This is a genomic window from Pseudoalteromonas ostreae, assembly GCF_018069805.1.
Lineage (GTDB): Bacteria > Pseudomonadota > Gammaproteobacteria > Enterobacterales > Alteromonadaceae > Pseudoalteromonas > Pseudoalteromonas ostreae.
In genome coordinates this window covers 1-11,816 of record NZ_JAGPYN010000044.1, presented here as the reverse complement: position 1 = coordinate 11,816, position 11,816 = coordinate 1, and the positions used below count along the sequence as shown (strand labels likewise).

The 11,816-nt window shown below is 38.0% G+C and carries 11 protein-coding genes and 1 pseudogene; 3 read left to right on the top strand and 9 right to left on the bottom strand.

Annotated elements, in window-relative coordinates; genetic code table 11:
- Positions 1 to 289: group II intron maturase-specific domain-containing protein (locus J7338_RS20280; RefSeq protein WP_276529888.1), on the top strand; the 289-nt coding region annotated here is incomplete at its 5' end.
- Between the two features lie 68 nt (positions 290 to 357).
- Here the strand turns inward: J7338_RS20280 and J7338_RS20275 are convergent.
- The 6 genes and pseudogenes from J7338_RS20275 to J7338_RS20250 form a co-directional block, all read right to left on the bottom strand.
- Positions 358 to 1,224: an alpha/beta hydrolase gene (locus tag J7338_RS20275; protein WP_228733052.1), complete on the bottom strand. Its 867-nt coding sequence runs from the start codon at positions 1,222 to 1,224 to the stop codon at positions 358 to 360.
- A gap of 232 nt (positions 1,225 to 1,456) precedes the next feature.
- Positions 1,457 to 1,579: pseudogene (locus tag J7338_RS20270) on the bottom strand (transposase); the annotation flags it as partial.
- 73 nt (positions 1,580 to 1,652) lie between these two features.
- The gene (gene tnpA, locus J7338_RS20265) at positions 1,653 to 2,096 is read right to left on the bottom strand and encodes an IS200/IS605 family transposase (RefSeq protein WP_210798779.1); all 444 of its coding nucleotides are present in this window, start codon (positions 2,094 to 2,096) and stop codon (positions 1,653 to 1,655) included.
- A 106-nt stretch (positions 2,097 to 2,202) separates the two neighbouring features.
- Positions 2,203 to 3,120, bottom strand: coding sequence for a histone deacetylase family protein (locus J7338_RS20260; protein ID WP_210798778.1), 918 nt, complete (start codon positions 3,118 to 3,120; stop codon positions 2,203 to 2,205).
- Complete coding sequence (locus J7338_RS20255) at positions 3,121 to 3,585, bottom strand: hypothetical protein (protein WP_228733050.1); 465 nt, start codon at positions 3,583 to 3,585, stop codon at positions 3,121 to 3,123. It lies immediately after the preceding gene.
- A 906-nt stretch (positions 3,586 to 4,491) separates the two neighbouring features.
- A complete protein-coding gene (locus J7338_RS20250) occupies positions 4,492 to 5,115 on the bottom strand; it encodes a hypothetical protein (RefSeq protein WP_210798777.1) in 624 nt (207 codons plus the stop codon).
- 233 nt (positions 5,116 to 5,348) lie between these two features.
- Here J7338_RS20250 and J7338_RS20245 point away from each other — a divergent pair, with 233 nt between their 5' ends.
- Together J7338_RS20245 and J7338_RS20240 are read left to right on the top strand one after the other, a co-directional pair.
- Positions 5,349 to 8,516: a DEAD/DEAH box helicase gene (locus tag J7338_RS20245; RefSeq protein ID WP_210798776.1), complete on the top strand. Its 3,168-nt coding sequence runs from the start codon at positions 5,349 to 5,351 to the stop codon at positions 8,514 to 8,516.
- A gap of 34 nt (positions 8,517 to 8,550) precedes the next feature.
- On the top strand, positions 8,551 to 9,201 hold the full coding sequence (locus J7338_RS20240; protein ID WP_210798775.1) for a hypothetical protein: 651 nt from the start codon (positions 8,551 to 8,553) through the stop codon (positions 9,199 to 9,201).
- A 40-nt stretch (positions 9,202 to 9,241) separates the two neighbouring features.
- Here the strand turns inward: J7338_RS20240 and J7338_RS20235 are convergent, their stop codons facing one another.
- The 3 genes from J7338_RS20235 to J7338_RS21070 are packed head-to-tail and all read right to left on the bottom strand — an operon-like array spanning position 9,242 to position 11,815.
- The gene (locus J7338_RS20235; RefSeq protein ID WP_210798774.1) at positions 9,242 to 11,152 is read right to left on the bottom strand and encodes a P-loop NTPase family protein; all 1,911 of its coding nucleotides are present in this window, start codon (positions 11,150 to 11,152) and stop codon (positions 9,242 to 9,244) included.
- Positions 11,145 to 11,639, bottom strand: a complete 495-nt coding sequence (locus J7338_RS20230; RefSeq protein WP_338052520.1) for an ABC-three component system middle component 5 — start codon at positions 11,637 to 11,639, stop codon at positions 11,145 to 11,147. Before J7338_RS20230 ends, J7338_RS20235 begins: the two co-directional genes overlap by 8 nt.
- Complete coding sequence (locus J7338_RS21070) at positions 11,639 to 11,815, bottom strand: ABC-three component system protein (protein WP_338109338.1); 177 nt, start codon at positions 11,813 to 11,815, stop codon at positions 11,639 to 11,641. The genes J7338_RS20230 and J7338_RS21070 overlap by 1 nt, the downstream gene beginning before the upstream one ends.
- Between the last annotated feature and the right edge of the window lies 1 nt (position 11,816).

The following is an 11,816-nucleotide window of genomic DNA, read 5'->3' as shown; positions in this document are numbered from 1 at the left end:
CCTGATAGCCAACGCTTATCAGCTAACGGTGGATTTAGATCATTGGATCGGACGTAGGATAAGAATGTGCTACTGGCGGCAATGGCGTAAACCTCGCACCAAAGTACGCAGTTTAATGAAATTGGGGGTCAGTGAGAGACTAGCCATAGCATGTGGTATCACCAGCAAGGGGCCTTGTCGAAGCTCAAAAACAAAAGGAATTAACATTGCGCTAGGCAATGACTATTTAGCGTCAAAAGGTTTAGTGTCACTGAGAGATATTTGGATCAATATTCATTACGGGAGGTGAACCGCCCATTGCGGACCCGCATGATGGGTGGTGTGGGGGCTGGAGGTTAGAAACCTCCGGCTACCCGATTAGCTGCCTTTGCCTTGCTTTGGAACCGCTTGTTGAAGCCCATCGGTTAATAACACTGCAAAAGCACTGTGATGAGTCAATCCTGACAATACTTTGGATCGCACACTTAACCCTTGATAATTTCTTGATTTCAATTGGTTCTCAAATGCAAGCATTTGCTCGACCATACTACCCTCTTGACTGCCTATGTACATGAACACCTTTGCTTTCATGCTCTTATTACTTTTTGCATAGTCACTTTCCAGCCGAAACATCGCTTTATTGTCGTACCAGAACGATGGACTACCTAATATGTAGTAATCAAATAACTCGGGATTTGTGATCAATATCTTGGCGCCTAGCAATCCACCATATGAATGACCAACAAATACTTTTTTATCCTGTCTGATTCGGTATGTTTGACTAACCAGAGGTAAAACCTCATCTGAAATGAATCTAATGTATTGACTAGCTTTACCTGAATACTTTTGAACTTCGAGCGAATGTCCCCTTTTTTCATTTGGGGCATATGTTGGTGTGTAGTCTCTGGTGCGACTAAGCAAAGGGTTATGGCCTTTGGAATATGAAATCCCTACAATAATAACATCCTCGATATCCCGGCCTGCCATGAGATGCACAATGCCGCTCGCCACTGCAACTGAATAACCTGTGTCATTTAATAATACCAATGGGTATTTTTTGTTATTTTCTGAGTAATCGTTAGGTAGGCGGATATACAGTTCGTACTCCAGTCCGCTTACTTCAGATTTTATTTGCAGGGTATCCGTATTTCGAATTTTAAATTCGGTGCTTTCCTTGGCACTTAGCGGCACAGAGAAAAAATAACAACAGCAAAAAGCCAACTTAATAAACTTAAAAAACATCATTTTCCTTAAATGTGTGAAGGTTAACCACATAAGCTAACGAGCCTATAGAATAACTCGTTTTTGATTTATTTTTATTGATGCATTAACCATAGCCGAGTTCCTATTTTGATTCAATCGGTTACTGACTTTTACGTAAAATATAAAAGAGGATCTGCTGTTGCTTTAATGGGCGTTTTGGAAGGTATCACAGGTGTTTGAGTGGATTATTTGAGGTGATAAGGGCTAACGCTAATTAATGCATCGTGTTTCTCAGCTGTTCTAGATTATGAACTAAGCAATACAGTTGCCATTGGGCATTCACTTTCGTTTGTCCACGTAAGGTCAACTTATTCATGCCTTTATTGACAGTAATATTCCGCTGTTTAATAAACATCCCTGGGGCAAGCCCTTCTGCTACGCAGAACTCACTTCGTGAGCGGGGTATTTCGTTAGAACATAGCTAACTGATGATCCGAATGGAGTTGGTCATAATTATTTCCTTGGTTTTTCACATACTCTCTTATCATTGATTCGTCACCATGTTTGCCTACCGTACTTGCAAAATAACCATCTGACCAAAACTCTCCACCCCATAACTGCTTTTTAACATGAGGGTACTTTTTAAAAACCTCTCTTGCCGTTAAACTTTTAATCATCGTTACCAACTTTGTAATGCTGTAGGTTGGTACTGACTGAACTAAAAAATGAATATGATCTTCATCCGTCCCAATTTCTAAAAATTTGATTTCGTAACGTTTTTCTATTTCAACACAAATTTCTGTGATTGCCCTATCAACTCCCACATCAAGAACTGCTCTTCTATATTTTGCAGGGAAAACTAAGTGATAAAGTAAAACTGTCACATTGTGGCTTTTATGTATAAATTCGCTCATTACTCAATACTACGCCGCAAGCGGCGGGGAATAAACCCGAAGAGATTTAATTGGAGGCGGGAGTTTATCTCGCGCTTAGGTTTTATTATATTTTTAATGAGTAAGCTTATAGTGTTGAGCATGCCTTAATTGCAGCCGCTATGGCAGCAGCACTTTGTTTTGAATATCCGCCGCCACCAGTAACCACTGTTGGTATTTCAAGCGTTTTTAAGTGAGACAGTATGATTTTTTCACGCTTAGCAACATCTTCTACTTTAAGCTTAAAACCACCTAATTTATCAACAGCCAATACATCAGTCCCTGCTATAACAAAGGCCAAAGCATAATTACCCGTTATTAACTCAAGCGCTTGGGTTAACTTTTCTAAATATTCGCAGCCTTCTACACCACTTTTAAGCGGAACTGGAAAGTTTACTCTGTTACGAGTAAATACTGAGGTCGGGTAAATATCCTCATTATATACATCCAATAAATGTACATTTTCGTTGTCTTTGAATGAGTACGCATTACCGTTACCATGATGAGCATCAACGTCGATAATTAATACTTTATCTGTCTCACTTAATTTGCCATTTTTTCGCAATTGTTGATAGCTAATACCAATATCATTATAAATACAAAAACCTTCCATATTTAAATTACTAGCATGATGAAAGCCGCCTGATAAGTTCCACATAATCTCACCAGACTCCAAGGCTTTTTCAGCACCCAATAAAGTACCAGCAACAGCTAAGCGCATAGGTGTCAGAATTTTTTTATCTAGAAAATCAAAGCCAACAAAAGGAATTTTTGGAACTTCAAGGGCACGGAAAATAAAAACCTCATCCCGTATTTTTAATCTCATAAGTTCATTGAGATATTCATCAACAACATTTAGGTTTATAGCTTTTAAAGGTGCTAATTTATCCACGACAACATCTTGTAACTCCGCCATCACCCGCTTAAATTTTTCACCATCAAAGGGGTGAAGATATTTCAGCACGCCTAAATTATAATTATAATTTTGATCATAAATTAGCTTCATTTATGCTACCTCACTTTTAGCTAACTCTTGAGCATACCTTAAAATTTCATGGGGTGTCCATATTCCACGCCCTAAAACCTTCCCTAAACGGCCGTAATCTTGAGCCGTCGGTTTAAAGGTTGGCTCTATTCCACAAGCAACTTTTAAACAGTCAGCAACTAAGTGGGAACAATTAAATTTAGCTAGCTGATATTGAGGTACCGCTCTTTGCAATTCTTGTATATGCTTAGATAACGAAACAGTATCAACATTATTTAACGTAACAGTGATAGGGGAGCGGTTGCCTTCGCTTTGTATGTCCTCCTCCAAAGCCTGCATAAAATGCCCTGGCTGGCGTCGTTTTATTTTTAAATCTTTTTTACCAGCGCCATCTGCCGGCCAGAAACTAATATAAGTTGTGCCAAATGAGATTGAGGCATGGCCAACCATATTACCATTAGGTAGCCAAACATGTACTTTCAACATAGCAAAAATCCTTTTTTATATTTCCTAATTTAGGTTCAATGTATATATTTAAAGACTAAAAATCAATGAGGAAATTAAATACCTCCATCCAGTCTATATACTCATCAATTGAGTTTTAGGGCAAAGTAACGAGGGATTAACTTATCAGCAGCGCTCAAATTTACTGTAGGCATTAAGCTTGCTGACGCGAAAAGCGCAGCTTTAAATAGCTTGAAACCCGCTTCCCGCAACTCGATACTCGTCGCCTTTATTTATAAATGTCGCGTTGGCGACGACAACCAAAGAGAAGTAACCGCCGACTTCTCTTTGGAATCTCTCGGCGCCCCGAGCATTTTGCACTTTCCTCAAAGTCTAATTGATATGAACGTAAACGTCGTGTAAGGCACATCCATGTGCCTGTCACGGCTTTGATTGCATCCATGCAATCAATTACTCATCAATTGAGTCTTTTCGGGCAAAATGACGGGGGAGTTGTCTTGGCAGTGGTCTTTAAATTTTAATGTAGGCGTTAAGCTTGTTGACGCGAAAAGCGCACCTTTTAATATCAAAACCCGATCTCCGCAACTCGATGCTCGTCGCCTTTATTAATATATGTCGCGTTGGCGACGGCAACCAAGGGGCGCATAGCGCCGTACGCCCCTTGGAACCCCACGGCGCCCCGAGGATCACACTACTTCCTCAATTTAAATTAATGATATGAACGTAAACAGCGTAGATAGGCCATCCGTGGCCAAGCTACGCCTTTTCACAGCATCCATGCTGTAAATTACTCATCATTAATTCAATTTCGGGTGTGATCACGGGGGGTATTGTCTTGGCAGCGGTCTTTAAATTTTAATGTAGGCGTTAAACTTGCTGACGCGAAAAGCGCTTTCGAGTAAATAAGATTTGAGACACATGCAGATTTCAGATAATGCTCACCCTATCAGGTAAAGTTACTTTAACTAACTTTTCTGCACTATCAACTTTAGTTGATTTATTTAGACAATAAAATGCTGTAACTAAAAAGAAAACTGCTATTACTAGGGCAAAAAACAAAAAAGGAACAATTAAGGTAGAATAAAAATAGAGGCTACTAATTGAAACAATAAGCGCTAACAATGAAAAAAGTAAATATAATCCAAAATATTTCAACCTCTCTACAAGTCTAGGTTTTTTCTTCTGGTAGGTTGCTTTTAATTTGATCACTTTTGATTTTTCACATACCATCAAGTACTTCCTACATGATGTATACTGCCTAAGAAGCTTAAATGCCCCCGGAGTCCTAATAAACCACAGTATCTCATACTGATTTAGCTCGCATTTTGTATAGCCATATAAAGCAACTAATATCGTTGAATAATTCTTTTCAAAATCATCTTCTATTAGTGTTTTCAACTTCATATAAAAGTCTAAACTTAAAACTTGATGCTTAAGAGTTGTTACCCTAAGGCGAGAAACTAACAAAGGTAGACCAACAAAAAATATCAGTAATGTGACTAATATTGATATGAACTTAAAATTTGCAATAAAATCAAATGATTCCAACACTTTATACTTCCAAATTCCATTTACCCATTTATACTACAAAAATTATTAAATTGACACTCTTTGTACAGAATTAAACTGAACAGGTGAAAATAAAATTATTTTAAGACCGTGTAATTTCGTATGTGTTCAGGGGGGAATTGTCTTAGCAGCTGCGTTTAATTCAACTATCAGTTAATGCTTGTTTACATTGCATTTTTTAGTAAACTGAATGCTCGCAAACAGGGAGCGATTTAATGCAACAGATTGGTATTTACGAGCAATTAATTACACGAGTAATTGAACAAAATTTAAATCGTGACCAATTTTATGTGGGCGAACGCCAGCTAGAATCGGCTGAGGCGGCTACGTGGCTTTCGCGCTTTTTAGGTAAACTTGTTGAACATGCCATTGATGCAATCCCTAATTCAAACGAGCGTTTACAGGAACAAATTAACCTAGCAAACAGCCTTGTGCTTTGGCTTAAAGATCATATTCGCGATGACGAGCTGATCAACGAAAACCTTATCGACAGCCAAGGCCGTATTCTTACTGCACTGTTTAATACTCAAAACCCTATTGCTGCAAATCTTAAAGATTACTCCAAAGATATTTTCCCGCTAACAGGACTTACCCAAAGCGAATTATTCAGCGGCGCGAATGCGGGGATCTCCCTCGAAACCGAGCTAAAACGCGAGATTAAATCGTCCGACACTATTTATTGGCTTGTCTCATTTATAAAATGGACGGGGCTGCGCATATTTAAAAATGAGCTTGAAGCGTTTACCAAAAGTGGCAATAAACTCAAAGTAATTACCACCTCGTACATGGGCGCAACGGATGCTAAAGCGGTGGAGTTTTTAGCAAACTTGCCAAATACCGAGGTAAAGCTTAGCTACAACAATCAGCAAGAGCGCTTACACGCAAAGTCATACTTGTTTATGCGTAATACGGGTTTTCATACCGGTTATATTGGCTCGTCTAATTTATCGCATTCAGCGCTTACCAGCGGCCTTGAGTGGAACTTAAAAATTACCGCCCAAGAGATCCCGCACATCATAGCCAAAACTAAAAGCACCTTTGAAACTTACTGGCAATCGCCAGATTTCGAGCTATTTACTGGCAAGGTTGAATGTAAAGAAAAGCTCATAAATTCACTTAATGAGCAACGTGGTGTTGGCCAAGCAAGCAGCCAGTTTTATTTTGATATAACACCAAAAACCCATCAACTCGCTATTTTAGAAAAACTAAGCGTTGAACGTAGCGTTCATGATCGCTTTAAAAACTTAGTGGTTGCCGCAACGGGCACAGGTAAAACCATAATATCGGCGTTTGACTTCAAAGCCGTTTACGACAAAAACCCAAACGCACACTTTTTGTTTGTAGCCCACCGCGAAGAAATACTCAAACAAGCGCAAAGCGCTTATCGTGGCGTGCTTAAAAACAACGACTTTGGTGAGCTGTGGGTGGGTAACTACAAACCACAGCGCTATAACCAATTATTTGCGTCAATCCAAACGCTGAATAGCCAAATTGAATCGCTTAATCTAACCCACGATTACTACGACTACATTGTGATAGACGAAGTGCATCACGTAAGCGCCGCCAGTTATCGCGCTATTTTGAATCACTTTACGCCCACAATATTACTTGGCTTAACCGCCACGCCAGAGCGCCAAGACGGTGCCAATATACTCGATGATTTTTGCGACGTGATAGCCGCTGAAATTCGCTTGCCAGAGGCAATAAATCAACGCCACTTATGCCCATTTCAGTACTTTGGCCTTGATGATGACACCGACCTAAGTCAAATAACATGGCGTGGTGGCCGTTACGATATAAGCGAGCTAAGTAACCTTTATACAGGCGAGAACAACCGCGCTAACAAAATTATATCCAGCCTTGCTGATATAGTGACAAATGTTCACAACATTAAAGCGTTGGCATTTTGCGTAAGCCAAAAGCACGCAGAGTTTATGGCGTCTAAGTTTAACTTAGCAGGCATAAACGCCGATGTGCTTACTAGCAAAAATACTAATGAACGTACGGCCAAGCAGCAAGCACTGCGCCAAGGTGAAATACAAATACTTTGCGTGGTCGATATTTTTAACGAAGGTGTCGATATTCCAGAGGTCGATACTCTGTTATTTTTACGCCCAACAGAAAGCCTAACCCTGTTTTTACAGCAACTCGGCCGTGGCCTGCGCCTGCCCGACAACAGCTTTTCTTTAGGTAGATCAAAGCAGTGCTGTACCGTACTCGACTTTGTCGGTAATGCCCGTCCAGAATACGACTTTGCCAGTAAATTCCGCGCACTCATTGGTAAAAGTAACCAACCAATAAAAACCGAGATTGAAAACAACTTCCCGCACTTACCGCTGGGTTGCCGCATAGAGCTACAAAAGCGCACACAACAAACAATATTAAAAAATATTCAGCAAGCTATAAACTCTAAACGCCGTTTACAGCAGCTGATAAATAGCTATCCACAACATACTAATGATGCGCTTACGCTCAGTAATTTTTTACGCATAAACCCGCAAGTCACGCTGGAAGATATTTACAAACCAAAAGACAGAAAGCTCGGCGGCTGGCATTGGTTAAAAGGCGATGAAATACCCACAGAGCAAGCCGATATTTACGCCGCGTATTATCGCGCTATCAACACCCAATTACTCGGCTGCGACTCGCTCAGCTACTTATGCTTTTTACGTGATTTATGTAACAACGACTTTAGCTTTACCCCAACGCCACAAAATCAACAGTACGCGCTTATGGCGCATTACAATTTTTGGGATACCACTGGCACAAGTTTAGGCTTTAAAACGCTTGAGCAAAGCTTACAGGCACTTAAACACAAAGAGCTACAGCAGGAACTTGCCCAAGTAATTACGCTGTTAATAAATCGCATTCACCAGCAAGAAAGCGATTTAACGTGCCTATCCAATCACGCAATCAAATTACACAGCCGCTTCACGCGCCAACAAATACTCGCCGCGTTTGGGGCGCACTCGTTTGATAAAAAATCGACCGCCCGCGAAGGTGTTTTAGAATTTAAAAATCAAAACCTAGAGCTGTTATTTGTAACACTCAACAAGTGCGAAAAAACCTACTCGCCCACCACGCTTTATCACGACTACGCAATTAGCCCCACCCTGTTCCATTGGCAAACGCAAAACAGCGCCCGCCCAGAACACGGCCGCGGCCTAAGTTATATTCAGCACCAACAAACAGGCAAAACCATCCTGTTATTTGTACGCGAACAAGGCAAAGACGAAAACGGCCGAACTATGGGCTTTGTAAACTACGGCGAGGTTAAATACCAAAGCCACAACGGCAGCCAGCCGATGAATATAACGTGGGAGTTAACCAACCCCATGCCAAGTGAAATGTGGCACGAGGCAGGGAAATTGGCTGTTGGATGATGATTTGTTTTTAATGCGCTAAAAGGAATTTAATATGAGAACTAACCCGTGGCTAGAAAAGTCAAAACTAAACCTTATTCCATTAAGTTTAGCTGATGAATTTATAGAAGCTTTGAAAGAATGGACTTTTACAGGTGAAGTACAAGACTACGGAGATGCAACAGAAGATTGTGAACTCTGTGAACACCCAGAGTTACGCTATCATTTTGAAATACAAAATGAAATTAAAAAAAGTTCTCTATGGGTTGGCTCTAGTTGCATATTACGCTTTCAAGAAATCGGTGTTTTTGATGAAGATGGAAATCGTCTTATCGATAAGTCATCACGTAGTAAAGAACTAAATCGTATGCTAAAAAAAGCCTTAGAAGATAAAATGCTAGATCCGTTACGCAAGCTCTGGAAAGTAAGAGACAGGAATGATGACGAACGGCTGTTCATTGAACGAGCCGTTAGAAATTACAAACTGCAATCAGGCTTTACGCCAATTGAGTTACTCAACATATTTAAATTTTTAGATTCATCAAACATAAGTTATGACCCCAAGAATTACAAAATAAGCCTACGTTCTGACGACAATAAATATTCTATTTACTCAATGTCAAATGACGACTTACAATTAATTAGACCATGTTTTACAAATGGACAAATGAAAAAACATACTGCCTTAATAAGTAAAAATAGTTGATAACTATATGATGTAAAAAACCATCAATACATTATTAACTTCATATACTAATTACATTATCAGTATAGTAAGGGCCCACACCATATTCGTCATTATTTAACTCATCTAAAACCATTGAAGTACAAAATATTATTTGAAAATTTTCTTTGCCTTTAAACATTTCAATTATAGAGCGTTGGAAGTTATGGCTACGCCATGCTTTCATACCGCCATTTTCAATAGCATCCAACATAAGAAACCTTGGAAGTCGATAATGAGGATCTGATAATGACTCAAATAAAGCAGCAAGAAAGAAAGCATTCTTTTTTATATAGTTAGAGCTACCTGAGAACTTTACACGTCCATCAATTAAGGTTCTATCTTTTGAAAAATCAATTTCTATATCTGAACAATCTGCTTTTTTAAAAACTTCTTCATAAGGTTCTCCATTTTCACGTAAATCAGCGCGAAGAATAGCCAACATATTATTACAAATACCAGCATTAACTTTATCTCGTCTTTTTTTAGTAGATGTAGAAGCGAAAGATATTTTTTCTTTATAACCTAAAATTAATTTATTTAGCTCAGACTTTCTTGATTTAAATTTATCTAAGTCTTTAATAATACTTATTTGCTTTTGTATTTGCTTACTTTCTGATTCTAATTGTCCAACTTTTCTCGCCCTTTCAATTAAATATTGTGTTTCAACATCTACTATTTTAGCAATGGCAAGCAACTCACTTTGAGTATTTTCAAGGTTAGTTTTCGCGATAATAATAGCCGACTGAAGACCTATTAAATGCTCTTGGTAGTCATAAAGTACCTTTTTATTACTCTTAATCTGAAAATCAAGCTCGGTCAAAATCTGCATATAATTATTTGAGTGAGAAGACTCCTTTTTAGTTGCGTTACAGAGGTGACAAGAATTTACATCTGAAGTAGTAATTTCTTCTAAACAGCACGGGCAATGCGTGTATTTCATCTCTCCAATATTATCATAAGCAGCCCTCGACTCTAGAAGTGATTTTTTTCTAAAAATAAGAGACTTCTCAAATAATTCGCAATCAATAATTTCACCACTAGTTGATTGTATATCCAAATGAAAGGATTGGAGCTGCCTATTAAGTATTTCAATTTTTTTCTCCAAATCTTTATACTTTTTAGTATTAATTCTATCTTCCTTTGGAGGTTCTTTAAATTCAACATCTTTATTTAATAAAACATTTATTTCGTTAGAATTTTTTACAATATAGGTATTTAAAGTTTCAACGGTTAAACTCGAATCAGTACCTAAGACCTTATACATAGCATTTAATTCTGAAGAAATTTTTTCGAATTCGCGCTCTGCTAATATAAGTTGCTGCCTCAATTTATGTGTATCGAGATTATCTAAGCCTAGTAAAAATTCAGCAATAGCAATACGTATACCTTCGCTATCTCCTCGATTATTATCTTCAGCACGAAAAATTTTAGTTGAGCCCGATTCTTGGTCTACATATAAAAACCTAAGTATTTGATGCATCGTTAAATTTGCATAATCATCCGACTTATGACTGTCCCAACCAAGTAAATCAAAAAACTGCTGTGAAAAAGAGTATTTTTCACCAGATTCACTTCTTCTCGGACCAAACTTTTTCCAACCAAGATTAGTTGAGCGTGTCTTTTCATATGTACCGCTTTGAATACGAATGGGTGGTATCGCGCCTTTTTCAATATCCCTTTTAATAGTAAAAGTTTCATTATTTATATTTATTTGACAAAATACCTCATCACACCTGTCAGCAGGGTACAACCATTGATTTTCTTTTATTTCCCCACCTAAAACATAGAACAATAGTTCTAATATTGTAGTTTTACCGACCGAGTGGTCTCCTCTAATAACATTTATACCACGATGAAAATCTTCATCATAAACACTAAATCCTGATTTTAAAATTACCAACCTTTCTACAAAAAAATTAGTGTTAGTCATATTTATATTCCATTAGTCCACTTTTTGATTTAAGTCCATTCTCTCCATCAAGCTTGGTTTTAGGAAAAGACTCAACTAAAATTTTAAAAATACTGCTTTTATTAAATTCATCATTTTGAAATATTTCTATAAGTCCCTTCGGTAGATTTGTAATTTCAAGAAAAATTTCGTTTTCATCAATATAGATAAGTGATTTTTGTAATAGCGACTGTATAGAGGCCTCATGCGTTGATATCATTTCAAAAAATAAAGTACTTGGGATTGGTGTCAATTCAAATGGTTCGTTAATACTATTAATAACTTTTGATTTATAATTCAAAGGTCTTGGAAGGCTTTTCATCCGTTTTATTAGATGTGGATATACATAGTAAAAGTTGATTATTTTTAACAAATCACAATTAGTCTTATGATTTTTCAAAGCATATAAAATATTTAGGATTCGGTAAGAGCAATGATTCACATCATATGCAGGATGGTAGATTATCATTACACCCACTCCACATGACACTTTTCAGTCAAAAAATATAACATCCCTTCGATAAGATCAGATGTTATGTATCCCCCAGCTAAGCTAACTTCTTTATATAGAGGCTCAACGATCACTGTATTTATACTAGTTCTTATAGTTAAGTCGTCTACACCATTATCAACTAATGGTCCTATA

Coding starts and splice junctions, on each gene's coding strand:
- J7338_RS20275 (WP_228733052.1), bottom strand. CDS start 1,224: ATGATGTTTTTTAAGTTTATTAAGTTGGCTTTTTGCTGTTGTTATTTT.
- tnpA (WP_210798779.1), bottom strand. CDS start 2,096: ATGAGCGAATTTATACATAAAAGCCACAATGTGACAGTTTTACTTTAT.
- J7338_RS20260 (WP_210798778.1), bottom strand. CDS start 3,120: ATGAAGCTAATTTATGATCAAAATTATAATTATAATTTAGGCGTGCTG.
- J7338_RS20255 (WP_228733050.1), bottom strand. CDS start 3,585: ATGTTGAAAGTACATGTTTGGCTACCTAATGGTAATATGGTTGGCCAT.
- J7338_RS20245 (WP_210798776.1), top strand. CDS start 5,349: ATGCAACAGATTGGTATTTACGAGCAATTAATTACACGAGTAATTGAA.
- J7338_RS20240 (WP_210798775.1), top strand. CDS start 8,551: ATGAGAACTAACCCGTGGCTAGAAAAGTCAAAACTAAACCTTATTCCA.
- J7338_RS20235 (WP_210798774.1), bottom strand. CDS start 11,152: ATGACTAACACTAATTTTTTTGTAGAAAGGTTGGTAATTTTAAAATCA.
- J7338_RS20230 (WP_338052520.1), bottom strand. CDS start 11,639: ATGATAATCTACCATCCTGCATATGATGTGAATCATTGCTCTTACCGA.